Source organism: Rubneribacter badeniensis, from assembly GCF_002899695.1.
In the GTDB taxonomy this organism is placed as follows: domain Bacteria; phylum Actinomycetota; class Coriobacteriia; order Coriobacteriales; family Eggerthellaceae; genus Rubneribacter; species Rubneribacter badeniensis.
The window spans coordinates 1-21,555 of record NZ_PPEL01000035.1; the positions used below are offsets into that span (position 1 = coordinate 1).

The window sequence follows — 21,555 nt, forward strand, 5'->3', positions numbered from 1 at the left end:
AAGCCGCCGAACGCCCCGCCCCCGACCCCGCCCCATCCGCCCCCGACCCGAAGGCCCCGCCATGAACGTGACCATCATCGAAGATCCCGCGCTCGACGACATCGAGGTGCAGGTGTCGTGCCCGCGCATCGACGAGCGCACGCAGCGCATCGTCGCCAGCCTCGGCGCGTTCGACCGCACGCTCGCGGGCATGCGCGACGGCGCCCTCTACCGCGTGCCGCCCGGCGACGTGCTGTATGCCGAGACGGTGGACGGCACGGCGTTCCTCTACACCGCCGATGCCGTGTTCGAGACGTCGCTGCGCCTCTTCGAAGTGGAGGACAAGCTGGCCGGCACCGAGTTCGTGCGCGCATCGCGGCAGATGCTCGTGAACTTCGACCATGTGCGGTGCATCCGCCCCGCTCCCGGCGCGCGACTGCGGCTTTCGCTCGACAACGGCGAGGCGGTCATCGTCTCCCGCCAGTACACCCCCGCCATCAAGCGCAAGCTAGGACTGTGACCCAGCCATCCTCTGAAAGGAGCCCTCATGAAGCGCTTCATCTCGAAAACCGCTCTTGCCTCCTGCGTCATGTTCTCCGTCATCATGGCGTGGTTCTTGGTCATGGGATACCTGTTCGCAGGGCCAAGCTACGGCCTGAACCTCACCGCGAGCCTGATGGCCGCCTCCCTCGGCATGGCCGTTCTGCAAACGCTCTGGTTCTCCGAAGCCGTTTTCAAACGGCTCGCCTATCCCGCGCGCATCGCCGGGTTCGGCGCATGCGGGCTGCCGGTCATCGGCGCGTGCGCGTGGCTCGGCCGGTGGATGCCCGGCGAGGTGGGGCCGGGCGGGGCCGCAGCGTTCGTCGTCGCCTACCTGCTCATCCTCGCCGCCACGTCGGCGGCCTATGCCCTCTACTACAAGAAAGCCGCCGGAAGCTACGACGAGGCCCTTGCGCGCTACCGCCGCGAGAACCCGCATACGTAAGCCCTCCCAGCGGGAAGGGAGGCCTTGCCCTTCCCGCCGACCACGCCACAGCGCCCCTCATCTCACGTCGCGCCCGGCAACGCAAGCGGCTCGCCCCCGCGCATGTCGCGCCGTCCGTCCCACGCCGCAGCGCCCGAGCCGCGCTGCTCCTTCCCTTCCCCGCCCCTTGCCGCATCCCGCCTCCTGCCGCACCTCACCCGCTCAACCGCCCCGCTCCTTCGGCCCCGGCATCGAACAAGCCGCCGTCAGGTGCTAAACACCGCGGCGCTCATGAGACGAGCGACAGCCCCACGGCGCTCTCCCCGAATCGCAGCACCGCGATCCTCTCTCTTCCGCACCCCTCTTCTGCACCCCGACTGCGTAGGCGCAGCGCCGTCGTTCTCGAGCTTCAGTCGCTGGCCCCCGTCCGCATCCCTCTGCCGCATCCGCCAAATGCGAACAACCGCGCCATTCGCCGACGGAGACGCGCCGCGCATGACGGCTCTCCCGCCGTTCGCCTCGCTGTCGAGCGCGGCCTTGCGGCCCATGCTACCTTTACACCGGCAATGCGACGACAGCCCTGCTCCCGCCCGCGCACGTTCCCTCATGCGCGGGCGGGAAGGCGGACAGACCCACGCGAAAGGACGGCCCATGGGCATCTACGTCATCACGGGCGCATCGAGCGGCATCGGCGCGAAGACGGCCGAGGTGCTGCGCGAGCGCGGCCACGAGGTGGTCAACATCGACCTGAACGGCGGCGACATCACCGCGAACCTCGCCACGAAAGAAGGCCGCGCAAGCGCCCTCGCCGCGCTGCACAAGCGCTATCCCGACGGCATCGACGCCATGATCTGCAACGCGGGCGTGTCGGGCGGCAAGGTTCCCATCTCGCTCATCATCTCGCTCAACTACTTCGGCGCCACCGAGATGGCGCGCGGCGTGTTCGACCTCCTGGAGAAGCGAGGCGGCAGCTGCACGGTCACCTCGTCGAACTCCATCGCGCAGGGCGCGGCGCGCATGGACGTGGCGGGCATGCTGAACAACCAGGCCGACGAGGACCGCATCCTCGCCTTGGTGAAGGACGTCGACCCTGCTGTCGGACACGTGTACTACGCGTCCACGAAGTACGCGCTCGCCCGCTGGGTGCGCCGCATGAGCCCCGAATGGGGCTCGCGCGGCGTGCGCCTGAACGCCGTCGCGCCCGGCAACGTGCGCACGGCCATGACCGCGAACATGCTGCCCGAGCAGCGCGCCGCCATGGAGGCCATTCCCGTACCGACGCACTTCGGGGAGGAGCCGCTTATGGAGCCCATCGAGGTAGCCAACGCCATAGCCTTCATCGCCAGCCCCGAGGCATGCGGCATCAACGGCGTGGTGCTGTTCGTGGACGGCGGGACGGACGCCCTGCTCAATTCCGAGAAAGTGTATTAGGAGGCAGCCATGGTCATCAACGATTTCGTCGCGGCGATGCAGGCCAAAGACCACCGGGCCCTCGCCGCGTGCTTCGCCGAGGAGTGCCGCCTCGTGGATTACTGCCCCTCCCAGGTCAAGCGGCCGAACGCGTTTCTGTACGGCCGAAACGCCATCGAGATGTTCTACCACAACAAGTTCATGTTCGGCGGCTTCACCATGCACGACCCGCGCGTGGTGAACGAGCGCACCGTGAACTTCTACGCCGACTACCACGGCACGCTCATCCACGCGCTCGCCCAGATCGAGAACTGCACCGACGGCACCTGCGACCGCGACGGCAGCCTTATCCAAGAACTGGTGGTGCGCCCGGCGTAGGGGCGGCAGGATCGGATCGGCGGGCCGAGCGCAGCCTCCGAACGCAGCGCGCCTCGCCTCGATAGCCATGGCCGACAGGCGGCGCGAACCTGCTTGACCGTTTGGTAACGACCGGTAAACCGCGGATCGTCGAAGAGCGAAAACCCGTATGGTATGAAAACGCGCCCTCGGATGAAACTCGGATCCGAGGGCGCGTCGCGTGCGCGGGGCATCGGCCACTGCGCACCGTGCGGACAGGGAACAGCGCCATGCACCGCTCAAAAAAGCCGCGGCCTCCGCGCCTCGGTGGCGAAATCCGCAGCGCAGAGGCCGGGCTGACACGGCCGGCGCCCAAAGCCGGCAAAGGCCGGCTACGCCGTGATCACCGTGCCGGTCTCGCCGCGCAGGCCCGCCGCGGCGCACTCAAGCGACGTGATGAGCGCCTTGCCGGCCGGGAACTGCTCGACGTATTCGATGCAGGCCTCCACCTTGGGCAGCATGCTGCCGGGGGCGAACTGGCCCTCCTCGATGTAGGCGCGGGCCTGGGCGACGTCCATCCCGTCGATCTCGGCCTGCTCGGGCGTGTTGAAGTTCACGCACACCTTCTCCACCGCCGTGAGGATGACGAGCATGTCGGCGCCGAGCTCGCGGGCGAGGAGCGCGCTCGAGCGGTCCTTGTCGATGACCGCGGGCACGCCCGCGTAGCCGCCCTCCTCGAACACCGGCACCCCGCCGCCGCCCGTGGACACCACGACGTAGCCGGCGTCCACGAGGTCGCTGATGGCGTCGAACTCGACGACGCGCACCGGCTTGGGGCTCGCGACGACCTGCCGCCAGCCGCGCCCGGCGTCCTCCTTGAACGTCCAGCCCGTCTCGGCGGCCTTGGCCCTGGCCTCCTCCTCGGTGAGGAAGGCGCCCACCGGCTTGGTGGGGTTCTGGAAGGCCGGGTCGTCGGGGTCGACCACCGTCTGGGTGATCACGTTGACGGTGGAGCGCAGGATGCCGCGGGCCTTGAGCTCGTTGAGGATGGCCTGGGAGAGCTGGTAGCCGATGTAGCCCTGGCTCATGGCCCCGGCCTCGGGGAAGGGCATCTCGGGGGTCTTGCCGTCGTTGGCGCTCGCGTAGGCGAACGCGTTGTTGATCATGCCGACCTGCGGGCCGTTGCCGTGGGAGACCACGACGTTGGTGCCGTCCTCGATCATGTCGACGATGTGGGCGGCCGTGTTCTTCACGAGCTCGAGCTGCTCCTGGGGCGTGTTGCCCAGGGCGTTGCCGCCGAGCGCGATGACGACGGTCTTGCCCTCGCCTTTCTGATAGGGCATGGGGCTCTCCTTCCTTTCAAACGTCGGATAATGCGGTACTGTACCGCTCAAGACGCGACGGGGGTATTGTTCGGCGGGACAAAAACCCTCCCGCGGTTTTGTCCCGCCTTGCACAAAAGAATCGCCGCGGGACAGCCCTGGCGAAGGAGCTGCCCCGCGGCCTGCGGCCCGACCCCCTCCCGCCGATGCGCATCGGGTGCTCGGAAGGAGGCCGGGCCATCTGGAAAACGCCTGAACGAAAAGCCGGGATTGCCGCGGCCGGAGACTGTCAGGCGACGGATGGGCTTACTTCGCGGCCGGCTCCTGCTGGGTGATGCAGTGGATGTTGCCGCCGCCGAACACAACCTGATCGGTCTTCACGCCCACGGCCTTGTACACGCCCTCGCCCCACGCCTCGTCGAACGCGGCCTGGATCTGCTGCACGGCCAGCGCGTCGTTCTCGTCGCCGTACTGCGGCACGATGACGCCGCCGTTGACGATGAGGAAGTTCATGTAGGAGGCGATGAGCGGCTCGTCGGCCACGCGCGGCTCGGCGTTCTCGTCGGCGTCGATGGAGTCGCAGGACGCCTGGTCCATGTACAGCGGCTTCACCGGCATGCAAAGCTTCGTCACCTCGATCTTGCGCCCCTTCGCATCGACGGCGTTCGACAGCGTCTCGTAGGCGGCGCGGCACTCGTTGTAGAACGGGTAGTCCGGATCGTCCGACCAGATGCACAGCATCTTGCCGGGGGCCACAAAGCACGCCACGTCGTCGATATGGCCGTTCGTCTCCTCGGGGTCGATGCCGTCCTTCACCCAGATGACCTTATCGACGCCCAGGTAGTCCTTCAGGTAGCCGTTCATGTACTCGCGCAGCTCCTCGGACCAGGCCGCATGCTCGGTCACGGACGCGTTGCGGCCGGGATCAAGCAGGCACATGTCGGTGGTGACCACGGTGCCCTCGCCGTCCACGTGGATGGAGCCGCCCTCGAGGATGAGGCTCTCGGGACGGTAGCGACGGCAGCCGCTCATCTCGGCCATCTTGAGCGCGATCTGCTCGTCTTTGTCCCACGGGAAGTACAGGCCGTTTTCGAAACCGCCGTAGGCGTTGAAGTGCCAATGCACGGCGCGCTTGCCGCCCTTGTCGTCGATCACCCAGGTGGCACCGGTGTCGCGCACCCACGCGTCGTCGGTGGTCATCTCGACGACGGTGACGTTCTCGTCGTCCTCGAACACGGCCTTGGCGTTGGCGTAGTCGGCCTGGTTCACGCACACGGTGACGGGCTCGAACTCGGCGATGGCGCGGGCCACCGCGGCGTACTGCTTCTGGGCGGGCTTGGCGCCCCACGCCCACGTGTCGGTGCGGTGCGGCCAAGCCATCCACACGCGTGTCTGCGGCTCGAACTCGGCCGGCATGCGGTAGCCGTCGGCCTTCGGGGTGGACTCGGATTCGTGAATGGTCTTCATGATGCTCGATCCTTTCTTCGCAAAAACTGATGACCCTTGCTTGTCGTCCGGCCCGCCGCCATGGCGGCGGGCCGGACGTGAAACCCGATAGCATGCCCGGCGTCGACATTCGCGCGACGCCGGAAGCGCTACGCGACCGGCACCGACACCGGCTCGGCGTCAGCCTGCGGCTTCGCCTCGGCGTCCTCGGACGTTGCAGCCTCCTCGGCAGCCGCCGCGGCCTCCTCGGCCAGGCGCGCCTCGGCCAGCTCGGACGTCAGTCCCCGGTACTCCTCGGTGCGTCCGCGCTTCGACCAGATGCGAACCACCTCGCCCAGAAGGACGAACACCACCACGCCCACGAGCATGGGGATCTTCGACAGCTCCTCCTCCGAGCCGTTGAGCGGCACGATGGTGGCGACGATGGACAGCACCAGCTCGATAGCGGGAATGGCCAGCATAACGTACATGAGCTTGCCCTTGAAGGGGAAGGAGAAGATGCGCGTGCGGTTCGGATCGACCTTGCGCAGCTTCAAGAACGCGGGGAACATCGGGATGTAGCTGATGAGCAGGAACACGACGTTCATCGAGAACAGCATCCAGAAGATGCCCTCGGAGATAGCCGGAATCGGGATGAGCTGCAGCATGAGAGCGAGCGAGGCCACCACGCCGTTCACGATAGCCGCACCGGTGGGCATCTCGGTCTTGGCGCTCTCGTGCGAGAACACCTTGGGCATGTTGCCATGCTTCGCAGCGTAGTCGGCCACGAAGTTCACGCCGAACGACCACGACGCCATGTTCGCGAACAGGGTGACCAAGAACACGAGGCAGATGATCACGAAGATCGGGGACGCCTCGCCCACCATGGTCATGACCGCGTAGATCATGCCGAAGTCGGGGTCGATCTGATCGGCCGGGATGGCCGCGCCGATGCCGAAGCTGGCGAACAGGTAGATGGCGCCGATGGCCAGACCGCCCAGCACGATAGCCTTGGGAATGTCGCGCGAGGGGTTCTTCATCGCACCGGCGAAGGTGCAGATGACCTCGAAGCCCATGAAGTTGAACAGGATGATGGACAGGTACGTGAGCGCGTTCGTGTTCGTGAGATCGGGCAGGAACGTGGCGGGAGACATGTCGCCCGCAAACCCGTTGTTGACGGCGTACCAAATGCCCAGCCCGCCCACGGCCACGGCGATGAGCACCTTGAGCACGGCGCCGCCGTTCAAGATCCACGCGGAGTCGGACACCTTCGAGAAGCTCATGAACACGACGATCCACACGAAGGCCAGCTCGATGGCCAAGATGACGGGCAGGTCGAACTCCACGCCGAACACCATTCCCAGGATGTCGGGGAACAGCGTTCCCAGGCTGGCTATCCACAGCGGGAAGTTGATCCAGTAGTACCAGGCCACCCGGCTGCCCCACGCATCGCCGAACGCGTCGCGGATCCAGTCGTACAGCCCGCCGTCGCTGTCGTAGGTGGTGCCGAGCTCGGCCACCACCATGCCGTACGGCAAAAGGAACGTGAGGATGAGGAAGATCCACCAGAAGAACTGCTGGTTGCCGATGGCGGCGGCGGGGGCCGCGGCCTCGGCCACGAACACGACGCAGATCACCGAGAGGATCACGCTGATGAATGAGAACTTTTTGACTTTATCGCCCATGGTCACTCCCCTTCCAGGGGTTCAGCCCCGCCGGGCCGCGCACGCCTTGCGCGCGGCCCGACCCGGCAGGGCATTCGATCAATGCGCCAACGATTTCCCCGAGTTGGCGTAGTGCGTCAGCGGAAACGGCCGCGGCGCCCGCAGCGCCCGGCCCGTCCCGCCGGTCGTCCCGCCGGCCTTCCGGCCGGCGGAACAGGCTACTTGCCGATCTTCGCGAGCACCGCGTCCATGCGGGCCTCGGCCGCATCGGCCGCGGCGTCGTCGGCCTTCCTGTCGGCCTCGTGCCGCAGGAGCAGGTAGGCGAGGATCGCACGGATGGAGTGCTTGCGGTTGTCGGCCTCGTCCCAGCAGAGGCTGCGCGTCGGATGGTCCATCACCTCGTCGACGACCTCCTCGCCGCGGGTGGCCGGCAGGCAGTGCATGAACTTGGAGTTCGGGCCGGCGAAGTCCATGAGGTCCATGGTCACCTGGTACTTCGGATAGAAGACGTCCATGTAGCTGGCACCCTCCTCCTCCGCGTCGTAGAGGCCGTACCACACGTCGGTGTACACGAAGTCCGCGCCCTTGATGCACTCGATGTCGTCGGAGATGGTGATGGTGCCGCCGCTCTCCTCGCAGTTCTTAAGGCCGATGGCCAGAAGGTCCACGTCGGTGTCCACCTGCAGGCCGCCGTCGGTGATCTGATGGCCCTTGGGGCCGAACTGCACGAAGTCCATGCCCATCTTCGAGGCGATGAACATGAGCGACACGCACACCTGCGTCGCGTCGCCGATGAAGGCCACCTTGCAGTCCTCGATGCGCTTGCCCTCGGGCAGGTTTTCCACCATGGTCATGAGGTCGCCGAGCTCCTGCGTGGGGTGGTTGAACTCGCTCATGCCGTTGACGACGGGGGCGGGGCTGTACTTGGCCAGGTTCTGCACGTCCGCGTGGCGGTTCACGCGGGCCATGAGGATGTCGAGCATCGTGCCCATGACGCGCGCGGTGTCCTCGATGGACTCGTGCCCGCCGAGCTGGATGGTGCCCGGGCCGAAGAACTCGGCGTGGCCGCCCAGGTCGGCCATGGCCGTCTCGAAGGCGATGCGCGTGCGGGTGGACACCTGCTGGAAGATCATGCCGAGCGACCTGTCCTTGAGCAGATGCGGGTAGCGGCCGCCCTCCTTGATCATCGTCTTCATGGAGATGGCCAGCTCCACCATGTCGAGCAGCTCCTCCTTGGTGAAGTCGTTGGTGTCGATGTAGTCCTTCACAGCCATGGATCCTCCTTACGGGTCGATGTCTCGCGGCTCGGGGACGAACGCCCCTTCGGCCGCGCCTCTTGGCGCACACTATGCGGCCACCCCTTCGTTTCTGTGAAGGAATAATGAAGATTATTTTCTGGCGCGCGCATCTATACCCAAAATAATCTTCCCCTAATCCCCCTTTTGAACAGGCACGATAATGGCACCGTTCAAAAGCCTCCCGACCCCGGCGCAAGCCCCCGAAACCGCACGGTACAATTCCGAACGCAGAACATCGACCAACCCAACTAGCGATAAAAGCAGGGGGGGGGGGCAGCCTTGGAGATCGGCTTTTACTTCTACACCATACTCGTGATGCTCGTGTGCATCGCCGCCGGAACCATCTCCCTTTCGGCCTACTTCGTGTCGCGCAAGCGCAGCCATCTCGCTGTCGTGGCGTTCTTCCTCTTCTATTTCCTCGACCTTGCGCTCATCTTCCAAAACGAGTACCTAGGGCAGAACACCGATTTTCCGCTCGATGCGTTCTACGGCATCGACTACCCGGCTCTCAAAACCCTGTTCTCGCTGGGCACCATCGAATCGCTGTGGCTCATCGTATGCGACTACCTGGACGAACGCCGCCGCCCGCTGCTTGTCGGACCTGCGGCGGCGTTCGTGCTGGCAAGCGCGGGCATCGTGATCTTTTTGCCCGAGGGCCCTTGGCGCCAGTACCTGTTCTACAGCATGCGCCAGGTGTTTCTGCTGTGGTGCCTGGGCTACGCCCTCTTCCGCTACCGCACCGCGCCCACCCCGGTAGAAAAGGCGCGTCTTCGGCGCCAGAGGCCCTTATTCGCCGTCACGCTCGCGCTGACGTTGTGCATCGTCGCCGAGGACACGTTCATGATGCTCGTCTGGACGCCCGACCCTTCGCAGACCACGATGCTTCCCCTGTACATCTCGGAGCGCAACTTCTCCGAGAACTTCCTCATGCTGGCCTTTGCCTTCTTCAGCCTGCGCGAGGCGGCGGGCACGCTGAGGATGCGCTTCAAGGAGCCGCCGACCTCCGAGAACCCTATGGTGCGTCAGCATATCGACGATCTGCTGCCCGCTTACAGCGCGCGCCACGGCTTGACGGCGCGCGAACGCGAGATCCTCGCACTTGTGCTGGAGGGCAAGGACAACCAGAACATCGCGAGCGACCTCATGCTGGCGCTTGGCACCGTGAAGGCGCACGTCCACAACATCCTGAGGAAAACCGGCCAGGCAAGCCGTCAGGAGCTCATACAGGACTTCTGGAAGGAATAGCCCCGGGAGCGGGGGTTCGGCAGAGGCGGCGGCTTAGCAAGGGCGTGGCGTGACAGGGGGACGGGGATATTGTCACATTCCGGGGCACCTTGCAACGCCGTATGACAACCGGGAATGTGACAATATCCCCGTCCCCCTGTCACGCCACGCCCGTCGCACCCTGCCCCTGTCGCACGCTACCGCCCCGCCACGCTTTGCCCCGCCGCGAGCCCTGCCAGCTCCCCTTGCTGCGCAGAGTGGGAGGCAAAATGCAAATGGAGACAGCGAACGAAGAGAGGAACTATGAGCGAGGCATGGTTTTGCTACACGATACTGTTCATCCTCGCATGCCTGTTCTCGGCGAGCATGGCGCTTTCGGCCTACTTCGTGTCGCGCCGCGAGGTCTATCTGGGCATCATGGCGTTCTTCCTCATCTTCTGCCTTGAGACGGCGCTCATCCTCCTCGACGAGTACTCGTACCTGAAGCCGAGCACGCGCGAGGGCGTGCTCGGCTTCCCCTTCCTCCATCCATGGATCAAGCTCGCGCTCTCCGAGGTGTTCGTGGCGAGCGTGTGGTGGGTGGTCCTTGAATTCATAGAGCGGCGCACGTGGATGCGCATCGCCGTGCCTTGCGCCCTCTGCGGCTTCGTGCAGACGTCTGCCATCTTGCTCGCGCCGGATTCGCGCTGCGCGCAGTGGGTGTTCTACGGCGTCCGCGACGTGTGCGTATGGGCGTCCCTCGGCTACGCGCTGCGGACGTACCGCGTGCATGCAGACGACGCGCTCAGGCGGCATCTCGCGCGCTACCGCGCGCCCTTCCTGGCGTTCGCGGTGCTGGTGGGGCTCGTCTTGGCGGAAGACTCGCTCATGATGTACTTCTTTGCCCCGCTCATCACCGACATGTCGTTCATCTACCACCTCAGCGAGCGCAACATGTGCGAGAACGTCGCCGTGATCGTCTGCGCCGTGCTGGTGGTGCGCTCGGCTGCCGGCACGCTGACCGTGCGGTTTCACGAGCCGCCCGCCGCAACGAGCACGAAGATCGAGCGCCGCGCCCACGATCAGCTGTCCCGCTACGCCAGCCGCCACGCGCTCACCCCGCGCGAGCGCGACGTGCTGGCGCTCATCCTGGAGGGCAAGGACAACCAGAACATCGCAAGCTCGCTCACGCTGTCGGTCGGCACGGTGAAGGCGCACGTCCACAACATCTACCGCAAAGCCGACGTGAGTTCCCGCCAGCAACTGCTCCAAAGCTTCTGGAGGGAAGATTGAGGGTCGGTTATCGTCGGCCGATGCAGTGCGCCGCATAGAGGGGCACGCTCTTGATGCCGCGCTCAAATCCGAAGTTCTTCGTCGAAAGCCGCAGAACGACCGGAGGATCGTACGCTTTGCGATACGCTTCCAAACTGCGCGCGGACACGTTCGCCCCCGATTTCACCTCGATGGGGATCGCGCCCTCGCCCTCCAGCTGCACGACGAAATCCACTTCGGCCTTGCTCGCCGTCCCCCAATAAAACGGCTCCACGCCGCTCGCCCGCAACTGCTGCATCACGTAGTTTTCCGCAACGCCTCCGCGAAAGCGCGACCCTTTGTCGGAAGCGGGCTCCAGATCACTGGCATCCAATCCCTGCAACGTCGTCAAAAGCCCCACGTCGAGCACGTACAGCTTGAAGAAATCGTGCTGCGCGAACGCCCTGAGCGGCTTGCGACCCTCGCTCACACGGTAGCAGAATGAAACCAGCCCTGCCGCATGAAGCCAGTTGATGGGGGCCTCGTATTGGAAAGCGCGCGCCGACGAGGCGATGGTGGCGTACTGGAACTTATGGTTCTCCTTCGCCAACTGCTCGGGCACGCTTCGCCACACGTTGAGGATCTTGGACGAGTCGAGCGGGCTGGCGTACTTCGTCATGTCGGCGAGATAGGCATCGGCGATCCCCTGCTGAATCGAGCGCACCGCTGGCAGACGAGCGCCCTCCACGTGCGCCAAAACCGCCTCGGGAAGCCCTCCCACCAGCAGATACGAACGGTAGAGCCGAAGCGCCCGCTCATGAAGGCCGAAAAGAGCGTCGGAAGCGTACGCCTTCTCGATGAGGCTCGCAAGCTTCTCCTCACCCGAAGCCCAGAGAAACTCCTCGAAATCGAGCGGATGCAAGGTGAGCGTGTCAACCTTCCCAACCGGATAGGAGTACTCGCCGCGACCCAACGCCACGCCAAGCAGGCTGCCCGCAGCGATGACGTAGCACTCGGGAGCGCGTTCGTAGAAGTACTTGAGCGCCGTGAGCGCACGAGGGCACGCCTGCACCTCGTCAAAGAACACGAGGGTCGTCGCAGGGTCGAAGTCCACACCGCTTGCCGCCTCGATCTGCGGCAGAAGGGCTTCCGGCGTGATATCGCCGTCGAACAGCGCGCAAAGGTCTTTCTGCGCCGAAAAATCGATGTAGATGACGCGCTCGAACGCATGCTCGGCAAAGGCAAGGACAGAGTGCGTCTTCCCTACCTGGCGCGCGCCATGGACGACGAGGGGCTTTCTGGACGGCGAAACCTTCCACGCGAGCAATTCGGCATCGATCCTGCGCTTCAGCTCCATAGCGCTCCTCCTCTTTTAAATAGAAATTTCGTTGTCATTATAACTTTTTTTCCGGAATTTTCGTTCTCTTGGAAACAAAATTTCACGTTCGGCGATAGTCGCCCGCTCCTAACCCTTTCTAATCCCGCATGAGGGGAATCCAACCCCATCTAAACTTCCCAACCCTTCCCTGTGGCGCGTAAGGTCGCCCCAAGAGGAAACGGCGCAGGCCGTTTCGCAAGAGGGGACGGCACGAGCCGTCTCGCGGAGCACGGCGGCGCGTGACGCTTCGCAAGGAGCAGACACGCGGCCCGCAGCTGCCAGGGCGAACCCAAAGGCGCGGATCGCCCGGAAAGCGCGTGGGGCTGACGCTTCGCAGACGCGGGGCGCAGCGCCGTCCACGAACGGGAAAGGAGGGCAGCGCTGATGGCAGAGAAGGCAGTCGCAACCGTCGCATCGGATGAAAGCCGCGAGCTTTCCACCAAGCCGGTGCACGGGCTGTTCGTCAAGTACTCGCTCATCACGCTCATCGGGATGGCCGCCCAGGCCGTCATGGTCATCTTGGAGGGGGTGATCATCGGAAACGGTCTGGGATCGTTCGGCCTGGCCGTCGTGGGCATCATCATGCCGCTCGAGCTGCTGAACCTGGCCCTGGGCGGCGCTTTGGGCATGGGCGTGGCCACCGTCGCGGGCAACCGCCTGGGCGCGGGAGATGCCGATGGAGCGCGCAAGGCGTTCTCGCAGGGCTTCTGGCTGTCCGCGTATTTGATCGTCGCCGTTTCGGTGCTCATATTCGCATTCGCACCGCAGATCGCGCTCGTGCTGGGCGCCACGCCCGACCTCGCGGACGGCGTGGTCGAGTTCATCCGCATCTTCATGTGCTTCTACCCGTTCTGCATCCTCGGGCAGATGATGGGGTCGGTGCTGCGCGTGGACGAGAAGCCGGGGTTGGCCACCGCCGCCCAGTTCGGTTCCGCCGTGCTGGCCGTGGTGTGGCTGTACTGCTCGGTCTTCCTGGCGAATCTGGGCATCGCCGGAGCCGCCGTGTACTACGGCACGTCCATCGGCCTGTGGTTCGTCGTGATCTTCTACTTCGTCTTCAGCAAGAACACGAAATTCAAGATCCGCTTCTCCGACATGAAGCTGGACGGGGCGTTGTGCCGCGAGATCCTCGTCATCGGCCTGCCCACGTTCCTCATGCAGGCCGCCAGCCTCGTGTACACCACCGTCATCAACAACTACCTGGGCGCCCTCGGCGGCGACCTGGAGATATCCGCGTTCGCCATCCTGAACGGATACCTCGTGTACATCCTCAACATGATGTGGCTGTGCTCCACGTACGGCGTGCAGCCTCTCGCCAGCGTGAACTACGGCGCCAGACGGGCCGACCGCCTGAAGACGCTCATCCGCGTGGCCGTGGCGGACACCGCCGTCGCCATCGCCGCGATCTCGGCGCTGTTCATCGTGTTCGCCGCGCCCATCTGCGCCGTGTTCTGCGGAGACGAGCCCGATCTTGTCGCCCTGGCCTCCGAGAACGCGCTGCCGCTGTGTCTGCTCGCCTGCCTGGGCGCAACCTCGAACGTGATGTCGGCGTACTTCCAAGCCGTGGACAAGGTGGTGCTGGCCACCGTGCTGGGCATGAGCCGCTATCTCATCTTCACCGTTCCCTGCATCATGATCATGTCCTCGTTCATGGGCGTCACGGGCGTGTGGTGGGCGCAGCCGGTGGCCGACGCGCTGTGCTTCGCGTTCACCTTGGTGTTCGTGGCGCGCGAACTGCGCCGCTTGAACGCCCTGAAAACAACCGACGCGCCGCGTGACGCGGCTGACAAGGAAGGAGCCGTCGCATGAAGCCGGCCAATCTCATTTTGAAAAGCACCCGCATCTTCACTGCCGAACCGGGCGAGAACGCCACGATGAGCGGCAGCGTCGCCATCGAGGGCGGACGCATCGCCTTCGTTGGATCGGACGAGGCGGCCGCCGCCTACGTCGGGCCCGGAACAATCGTGACAGACCTCGGCGACGCGTTCGTCTGCCCCGGGTTCCACGACTCTCACCTGCACTTCTTCCCTTCGGCCATGGATCGCTCGCCCTACGTGGTGTTCTGCGAGGGCACCTGCCCGGAGGACTGTGTGGAGGCGCTCAAGCAGGTGGAGGACGCGCGCCCAAAAGACGAATTCATGCTGTCGTACGGCTGGTACCACCCGCTGTGGGACAACCCGGTGCTGCCCACGAAGGACATCCTCGACGCCGCCTACCCCGACCGCCCCGTGTGCCTGCAGTCGGGCGACTCCCACACACTGTGGACGAACTCGAAGGGCCTCGAGAAATTCGGCATCACGAAAGACTCCGTCCCGCCCGCCGGCGGCGTCTATCAGAAGGACGAGAACGGCGAGCTGACGGGCATCATCCAAGAAACGGCGGCCACCGCGCTCATCCCCATCATGCTCGCGTTCAGCGAGGAGGAGACGAACGCCGGCATCAAGCAGTTCCTGGCCGACCTCAACGCCGAGGGCATCACGAGCGTGTGCGACGTGTCGCTTCTGGCCGTGCCCGGCGGCGACTTCGTGCGCGACGACGTGTACCGCGCGCTCGAGGAGCGCGGCGATCTGACCGTGCGCATCAACATGTTCCCCACCGCGCTTGAAGACCTCTCGCGCGCCCGGAAGCTGCGTGACGAGTTCGTCGACAACGACCTGCTGTGCTCGCCGGGCCTCAAGCAGTTCTTCGACGGCGTGTCGTCCACGCACACCGCATGGCTCACCGAGCCGTACGCGAACGCGTACTTCGACGGCGACTGCGGCGCGCCGGTCACCGACCCCGAGCGCATGCGGCGCATCGTGCTGGGCGCGGCCGAAGAGGGCTTCGCTGTGCGCATTCACACCATCGGCGACAAGGCCATCCACGTGGCGCTCGACATCTTCGAGGAAGCGCGCGCGAAGTTCGGGCCAGTGAAGGGCCAAAACGGGCTGGAGCACCTCGAGAACTTCCTACCCGAGGACATCGCGCGCCTGGCCGAGCTCGACGTGTCGGCCAACTGCCAGCCGCCCCACACGGTGCTCGACCCGAACGGCATCGAGCGCGACCTGGGGCCAGAGCGCGCGCAGTGGATGTGGCCGTATCGCAGCTATCTGGACAAGGGCGTGAAGTTCTCGTTCGGCACCGACTCGCCGGTGGTTGACATCAACTCGCGCGAGGTTATCTACGACGCCGTGACGCGGCAGAGCCCGGCCACGGGCGAGCCCGTCGGCGGCTGGCAGCCTCAGGAGAAGATTCCCGCCGCCGACGCCATCCGCGCCTACACGCTGGGCAGCGCCGTCGCCGCGGGCCGCGGCGACGAAGTGGGCTCGCTGGCGGTCGGCAAACTGGCCGACATCGCCGTGCTCGACACGGATCTGACGACCTGCAACCCTGAGGACATCCTGCGCGCGAACGTGCTGGCCACGTATCTTGGCGGAAAGAAGGTTTACGAGCGGTAAAGCCGCCGGAGCGCGGCGGGCCGTCCTCCCTGCGGATGGGCGGCCCGCCAACCACCGGAAGAGCAGGATGCGCGAAACGGCGCGCGCCCTTTGCCCGCGATCGTCTTTTCGCCCCCGCCCCGCTGATAATCTCAAATAAACCCGCAAACCGGCGAAGCGCAACCGGTATAATCCCCCGCTCTTCCCGCGTTCGCGGTATGGTTTGCCTCCGGGAACACCGCCACGAGGCTAGGAGGCCGACGGCCATGGACGATCCGCTCATCGAGCCCGAGCCCGCCGAACGCGAGCTGGGCACCGCCCCCGTCAAATCGCTGTTCGCACGCTACACCGCCATCACGCTTGCCGGGATGCTCGCTCAGATGGCAATGGTGGTGCTGGAAGGGCTCATCATCGGCAACGGCCTCGGGCCGCTCGGGCTGGCCTCGGTGACCGTGATCCTGCCGCTTGAGCTTTTGAACCTGGCCTTGGGAGGGGCGCTCGGCATGGGAACCGCTGCGGCAGCGGGTCGGCGCTTGGGCAGCGGCGACGCAGCCGGCGCGCAGAGGGTGTTCACCCAAGGGTTTTGGCTGGCGGCCTACACGCTCGTGGCGCTTTCGGCGACCATCGCGCTATTCGCACCGTACATCGCCACGCTCCTCGGCGCCACCCCCGATATCCACGACGACGTGACGGCGTTCATCCGACTGCTCATGTGCTTCTACCCGTTCTGCACGCTCGGTCAATTGCTTTGCGCGCTTCTGCGCACCGACGAAAAGCCCTCGCTCGCCTCCGCGCTGGCCGTCATCGCCTCGGCGATGTCGCTCGCATGGCTGTATGTTTGCGTGTACGTGCTGAACCTGGGGTTCGCCGCAACGGGGGCGTACTACGGCATGACCACGGGCCTGTGGTTTCTCGCCATCCTGCGCTTCCAATTCAGCAAACGCTCTTCGTTCAGAGTGACATTGTCCGGCATGCGGCTTTCGCGCGACGTGTGCGGCGCGATCATCTGGCAGGGGCTACCGCTGTTCCTCGTGCAGGCGGCAAGCCTTCTGTACACCGTCGTCATCAACAACTACCTGGGATCGCTCGGCGGCGACGGCGACTTGGCCGCATTCGCCGTCATCAACGGCTATGTGGTCTACCTGTTGAACATGCTGTGCCTCAGCGCCACGTACGGCCTGCAACCCATCGCCAGCTTCAACTGCGGCGCACGACGACACGACCGCTTGCGCGAACTCGTGCGCACAAGCATGGTGGGCTCGTTTTCCCTGCTGACCGCCGCATGCGCGCTTGCGATCGCCTTCGCAACGCCCATCTCGGCGTTCTTCGCGGGAGACGATCCCGACCTCGTCGCGCTCACCGCCTCGCACTTCCTCCCGCTGCTCGTATGCGCGCCGTTCGGATTCCTGGCCCAGATCGCCTCGGCGTATTTCCAGGCGGTCGGACGAGAGCGCACGTCCATCGTGCTGGGCGTCTGCCGTTATCTGCTGTTCGCCATCCCGCTCATCGCAACGATGGCGAACGCGTTCGGCATCAGGGGGGTATGGTGGGCCCAGCCGCCGGCCGACCTGCTGGCCGCTGCGCTTGCCATCGCGCTCTGCGCGCGCGAGATGGCCAGGTTGAAGCGCGAGGAAGCCGATCTCGACCTGCACGGCGAAAGGCCTCTGCACGAAACCCCTTCGGACGACGTTGCAAGGCCCCCCGAAATGTGACAATATCCCCCCTTATCACACCCGCGAAGGAGGGCCAGCCGGAAACGCCGCACCCTCTTCGGGCATGGCGAAACGCGATCCCCCATCGGCGCGCCGGGGGCGCCCGCTTCCGCGGGCAGCCCCGGCGCTCCCGCCGACGCCTGTCCTAGCGGCTTTGCGGCGCAGGCTCCTGCTGGGTGATGCAGTGGATGTTGCCGCCGCCGTAGGCGATCTCGCGCGTGCGCACGCCCACGACCTCGCGGTCGGGGAACATGGCGCGCACCTGCTCAAGCGCCAGCTCGTCGTTCGGGTCGTCGTACTGCGGCACGATGACGCCGCCGTTCACGATGAGGAAGTTCATGTACGAGGCGATGGCCACGTCGTCCACCGTGCGCGGCAGCGTGCCCTCCACGACGTCGATGGCGGCCACCTCGTCGGCGCTCATGTACGTGGGCACCTGCGGCATCGTCAGCTTGTGCACCTTCAGCTGGCGGCCCTTCGCGTCGGTGGCGTTCGACAGCGTGTCGTAGGCGGCATGGGCGGCCTCGTAGAACGGGTTGGTCTCGTCGTCGGTCCAGATGCACCCCACCTCGCCGGGGCGCACGAAGCACGCCACGTCGTCGATGTGTCCGTTCGTCTCCTCGGGGTCGATGCCGTCCTTGATCCAGATGACCTTCTCCACGTTCAGGTAGTCGCGCAGGTAATCCTCGATCTGCTCTCGGGAAAGCTCCGGGTTGCGGCCTTCGGACAGAAGGCACATCTCGGTGGTCAGCACGGTGCCCTCGCCGTCCACGTGGATGGAGCCGCCTTCGAGCACGAGCGAGTCGGGACGGTAGCGGTCGGCGCGCGCGAGGTCGGCCACCTTCATGCCCACGAGCGCATCCTGATCCCACGGGAAGTACAGGCCGTCCACCAGGCCGCCCCATGCGTTGAAGTGCCAGTGCACCGCGCGCAGGCCGCCGTTGTCGTCCACGACGAACGTGGGGCCGCAGTCGCGGATCCACGCGTCGTCGGAGGACATCTCGATGACGAGGATGTTGTCCTCGCCGGCCAGCGCGTAGTGCGCGGCCTCGTAGTCCTCGGGGTTCGCGCCCACGACGACGGGCTCGAACCGCGCGATGGCCCGCGCCACCTCGGCGTAGGCGCGCTGCGCGGGCTTCGCGCCGTCGCGCCAGTTGTCGGTGCGGTGCGGCCAGAGCATCCACACGCGCGTCTGCGGCTCGAACTCGGCCGGCATGCGGAATCCGTCGGCCTTCGGGGTGGATTCGTTCTCGTAGATGGTCTTCATAAAAGGTCCTTTCTGTCGTTTGCGGAAGGGGAAGAAAGAGGGGAAGGAGAAGGGCGGCCAAAAAGCCGAGAAGCGCCCTTCCCTCGCGGCGCGCGCCAGGCGCTTGCAAAACCGCCTCGCACGACGCACGCCGCGAGGGAAGGCCGGAGGCGAACGACGAGCGAAAGCCTCGCAGACGGCGCGCGCTCATCGCACGCCGCGCCAGTCCTCGCGACGCGCGATGCACAAGATCGGCCCGCGGGCGTTCGACGCTCGATGCGAAGGACCGCGGGCCCGCTACATCAGATCGCGCGGCTCGCGCCCGATGACCCGATCCTCCTCGACCGCAATCTTCTCCGACTCCGGCATCTCCACGTAGCCTTGCGCCACATCGAACGCCAGCGGATCGCCGCTTGCGTCCATGCCACGGTACTCCACCGTGCGCCCGCGCGCCGACACCACGCGCACGACCTCGCCGATGAGTACGAACGCGATCACGCCGATGAGCATGGGGATCTTCGACATCTCTTCCTCCGAGCCGTTGAGCGGCACGATGGTGGCGATGATGGACAGCACGAGCAGCACCACGGGCAGCCACGTGGCCACCAGAAGCACGCCGCGGCCTCCGGGCACCTTGAACACGCGCGGCGCGGCGGCGTCGACGCGGCGCAGCTTCAAAAACGCCGGGAACATGGGAATGTAGCTGATCAGCAGAAACACGATGTTCATGGAGAAGAATATCCAGAAGAACCCGTCGAACCCGGCCAGCTCCATGACCGGCGCCAACAGCACGAGCGCGCTCGCCACCACGCCGTTGATGACGGCGGCGCCGGTGGGCATCTGGTTCTTCTCGCTCTCGCGCGCGAAGGGCCGGGGCATGTTGCCCTTCTTCGCGGCGTGCTCGGCCACGAAGTTCACGCCGAACGACCAGCTGACCATGTTGCCGAACAGCGTAACGAGGAACACGATGCCCACCACGACGAACAGGGCGCTTCCCACGCCCGCCATGATGCCCACCGCGTCCATGATGCCCGAATCGAGCGAGATGTCCTCGGCGGGGATGGCCGCGCCGATGCCGAACGAGCTGAACAGGTACAGCGCGGCGATGGCGATGCCGCCGGCGATGATGGCGCGCGGAATCTGCCGGCTGGGGTTCTCCATCGAGCCCACGTAGGTGGTGATCACCTCGAAGCCCATGAAGTTGAACAGGATGATGGACAGATACGTCAGGCCGTTCGCGTCGAAGGAGGGCAGAAACGTCTCGGGCGCCATGTCGTTGGCGAAGCCGAAGGTCAGCGCGTACCAGATGCCAAGACCGCCCACCAGAAGCGCGATGCCCACCTTGAGCACGGCCGACAGGTTGAGGATCCACGCCGAGTCCGACACCTTCGAGAAGCTGAGGAACACGACGATCCAGATGAACGCCAGCTCGATGGCGAGCGCGGGGAGAAGGTCGAGCTCAAAGCCCGTGATGAGCGCGATCGTCTCGGGGAACAGAATAGCCAAAGACGCCATCCACAAGGGGAAGTTGATCCAATAGTACCAGCTCACACGGCTCCCCCAGCGGTCGCCGAACGCGCGGCGCACCCAGTCGTACAGGCCGCCCTCGTCGTCGTAGGTGGTGCCCAGCTCGCTGACCACAAGCCCGTAGGGCAAAAGAAACGCGATGATGAGGAAGATCCACCAGAAGAACTGGGAGTTGCCGATGGCGGCTGCGGGAGCCGCCGCCTCGGCCACGAACACCACGGTGATGACCGAGAGGATGGCGTCGATCAAGCGGAATTTCTTCGTTGCCATAGGTTTCCTTCTTTCGAAAACGAGCTATCCGAAAACGCCCCAAAGGGATCCGTTCCCTTTGGGGGCACGAGGGCCTCTAGGCCGTCGGAACGCCTTGTTTGCCCAAACCCTCCAGCAGGTAGTTCAGCTGGTCACGCGCGTCGTCGGCCTCGGGCTGATCGAGATGCGCCTGGGCGCAGAAGTACGCGAGCAAGCCGCGGATGGAATGCTTGCGGTTCTCGGCCTCGTCCCAGCAGATGGACTGCGCGCCGTCGATGACCGCGTCGGTCACCTCCTCGCCGCGCGTGGCGGGCAGGCAGTGCATGAACTTGGCATGCGGGGCGGCCAGCGCCATAAGCTCCTCGGTGACCTGGTAGGTGGGGTAGAAGATGGCCATGCGCTCGTCTTTGGACAGCTCCTTGTCGTACAGGCCATACCACACGTCGGTGTACACGAAGTCGGCGTCTTTGAGCGCGGCCTCGCGGTCGTCGGTGACGGTCACGCTGCCGCCCGACTCCTCGCAGTTCTTGCGCCCGACGGCCAGCAAGTCATCGCCGATCTGATGGCCCTTCGGCCCGTATTGGACGAAGTCCATGCCCATCTTCGAGCAGATGAACATCTCGGACACGCACACCTGGGTGGCGTCGCCCACGAACACGAGCTTACAGTTCTCGATGCGCTTGCCCTCGGGCAGATGCTCGATCATGGTGAGCAAATCGCCCATCTCCTGCGTGGGATGGTTGTAGTCCGACATGCCGTTGATGACGGGCACTTCGGCGTATTTCGCCAGCTCGACGACATCCTCGTGGCGATCGACGCGCGCCTCGATGACGTCGAGCAGACGGCCCATCACGCGCGCCGTGTCTTCGATGGTCTCGTGCCCGCCCAGCTGGATGCTGCCGGGGGCGTAGAACTGCGCGATGCCGCCGAGGTCGGCCATGGCGCCTTCGAACGACAGGCGCGTGCGGGTGGAAACCTGCTGGAAGATCATACCGAGCGTCTTGTGCTTCAAAAGCTCGGGGAAGTACCCCGCCTTCACGCAGCGCTTGAGCACGCGCGAGAGCTCGATCATGTCGAGCAGCTCGTCTTTCGTGAAGTCGTTGGTGTCGATAAAGTCCTTGGCGGTCATCGATGATCCTCCTTTGGGATAGAAACGGACGAACCGTCGTCGCAAG

General features: G+C 65.3%; 17 protein-coding genes. 9 read left to right on the top strand and 8 right to left on the bottom strand.

Annotated features, from left to right (window positions below):
• Positions 1 to 61 precede the first annotated feature (61 nt).
• From C2L80_RS07055 to C2L80_RS07075, 4 genes are all read left to right on the top strand, one after another.
• Positions 62 to 499, top strand: coding sequence for a LytTR family DNA-binding domain-containing protein (locus tag C2L80_RS07055; protein WP_103262912.1), 438 nt, complete (start codon positions 62 to 64; stop codon positions 497 to 499).
• A gap of 27 nt (positions 500 to 526) precedes the next feature.
• The gene (locus tag C2L80_RS07060; RefSeq protein WP_087197813.1) at positions 527 to 964 is read left to right on the top strand and encodes a hypothetical protein; all 438 of its coding nucleotides are present in this window, start codon (positions 527 to 529) and stop codon (positions 962 to 964) included.
• A 630-nt stretch (positions 965 to 1,594) separates the two neighbouring features.
• Entirely contained in the window at positions 1,595 to 2,374 is a 780-nt protein-coding gene (locus C2L80_RS07070) for an SDR family oxidoreductase (protein ID WP_092197334.1), read from the top strand.
• Positions 2,375 to 2,383: 9 nt separating this feature from the next.
• A complete protein-coding gene (locus C2L80_RS07075; RefSeq protein ID WP_092197332.1) occupies positions 2,384 to 2,731 on the top strand; it encodes a nuclear transport factor 2-like protein in 348 nt (115 codons plus the stop codon).
• Between the two features lie 350 nt (positions 2,732 to 3,081).
• On the opposite strand, the gene arcC is transcribed toward C2L80_RS07075, so the two are convergent.
• The 4 genes from arcC to ptcA (C2L80_RS07095) form a co-directional block, all read right to left on the bottom strand.
• Positions 3,082 to 4,032, bottom strand: coding sequence for a carbamate kinase (gene arcC / locus C2L80_RS07080; protein WP_092197330.1), 951 nt, complete (start codon positions 4,030 to 4,032; stop codon positions 3,082 to 3,084).
• A 285-nt stretch (positions 4,033 to 4,317) separates the two neighbouring features.
• Positions 4,318 to 5,478 carry an agmatine deiminase gene (gene aguA / locus C2L80_RS07085; RefSeq protein WP_092197328.1) on the bottom strand — a complete coding sequence of 387 codons (1,161 nt, stop codon included), beginning with the start codon at positions 5,476 to 5,478 and terminating at the stop codon, positions 4,318 to 4,320.
• 128 nt (positions 5,479 to 5,606) lie between these two features.
• Positions 5,607 to 7,121, bottom strand: a complete 1,515-nt coding sequence (locus tag C2L80_RS07090) for an APC family permease (protein WP_092197326.1) — start codon at positions 7,119 to 7,121, stop codon at positions 5,607 to 5,609.
• Between the two features lie 197 nt (positions 7,122 to 7,318).
• Complete coding sequence (gene ptcA, locus C2L80_RS07095; RefSeq protein ID WP_092197324.1) at positions 7,319 to 8,374, bottom strand: putrescine carbamoyltransferase; 1,056 nt, start codon at positions 8,372 to 8,374, stop codon at positions 7,319 to 7,321.
• Between the two features lie 303 nt (positions 8,375 to 8,677).
• Between ptcA (C2L80_RS07095) and C2L80_RS07100 the strand changes: the two genes are divergently transcribed.
• Both C2L80_RS07100 and C2L80_RS07105 read left to right on the top strand, forming a co-directional pair.
• The gene (locus C2L80_RS07100; RefSeq protein ID WP_103262913.1) at positions 8,678 to 9,643 is read left to right on the top strand and encodes a helix-turn-helix transcriptional regulator; all 966 of its coding nucleotides are present in this window, start codon (positions 8,678 to 8,680) and stop codon (positions 9,641 to 9,643) included.
• 282 nt (positions 9,644 to 9,925) lie between these two features.
• The gene (locus tag C2L80_RS07105; RefSeq protein ID WP_103262914.1) at positions 9,926 to 10,894 is read left to right on the top strand and encodes a helix-turn-helix transcriptional regulator; all 969 of its coding nucleotides are present in this window, start codon (positions 9,926 to 9,928) and stop codon (positions 10,892 to 10,894) included.
• A gap of 7 nt (positions 10,895 to 10,901) precedes the next feature.
• Here C2L80_RS07105 and C2L80_RS07110 read toward each other — a convergent pair whose 3' ends face one another.
• Positions 10,902 to 12,209: an ATP-binding protein gene (locus tag C2L80_RS07110; RefSeq protein ID WP_103262915.1), complete on the bottom strand. Its 1,308-nt coding sequence runs from the start codon at positions 12,207 to 12,209 to the stop codon at positions 10,902 to 10,904.
• 405 nt (positions 12,210 to 12,614) lie between these two features.
• Between C2L80_RS07110 and C2L80_RS07115 the strand changes: the two genes are divergently transcribed.
• The 3 genes from C2L80_RS07115 (at position 12,615) to C2L80_RS07125 (ending at position 17,358) form a co-directional block, all read left to right on the top strand.
• A complete protein-coding gene (locus C2L80_RS07115; RefSeq protein WP_087197782.1) occupies positions 12,615 to 14,039 on the top strand; it encodes an MATE family efflux transporter in 1,425 nt (474 codons plus the stop codon).
• On the top strand, positions 14,036 to 15,667 hold the full coding sequence (locus C2L80_RS07120) for an amidohydrolase (RefSeq protein ID WP_103262916.1): 1,632 nt from the start codon (positions 14,036 to 14,038) through the stop codon (positions 15,665 to 15,667). The genes C2L80_RS07115 and C2L80_RS07120 overlap by 4 nt, the downstream gene beginning before the upstream one ends.
• A 245-nt stretch (positions 15,668 to 15,912) precedes the next feature.
• Positions 15,913 to 17,358 carry an MATE family efflux transporter gene (locus C2L80_RS07125; RefSeq protein WP_092197000.1) on the top strand — a complete coding sequence of 482 codons (1,446 nt, stop codon included), beginning with the start codon at positions 15,913 to 15,915 and terminating at the stop codon, positions 17,356 to 17,358.
• A 145-nt stretch (positions 17,359 to 17,503) separates the two neighbouring features.
• Here C2L80_RS07125 and aguA (C2L80_RS07130) read toward each other — a convergent pair whose 3' ends face one another.
• From aguA (C2L80_RS07130) to ptcA (C2L80_RS07140), 3 genes are all read right to left on the bottom strand, one after another.
• Entirely contained in the window at positions 17,504 to 18,625 is a 1,122-nt protein-coding gene (gene aguA / locus C2L80_RS07130; RefSeq protein WP_087197777.1) for an agmatine deiminase, read from the bottom strand.
• Between the two features lie 276 nt (positions 18,626 to 18,901).
• Complete coding sequence (locus C2L80_RS07135) at positions 18,902 to 20,401, bottom strand: APC family permease (RefSeq protein ID WP_087197775.1); 1,500 nt, start codon at positions 20,399 to 20,401, stop codon at positions 18,902 to 18,904.
• 76 nt (positions 20,402 to 20,477) lie between these two features.
• On the bottom strand, positions 20,478 to 21,509 hold the full coding sequence (gene ptcA, locus C2L80_RS07140; RefSeq protein ID WP_103262917.1) for a putrescine carbamoyltransferase: 1,032 nt from the start codon (positions 21,507 to 21,509) through the stop codon (positions 20,478 to 20,480).
• Between the last annotated feature and the right edge of the window lie 46 nt (positions 21,510 to 21,555).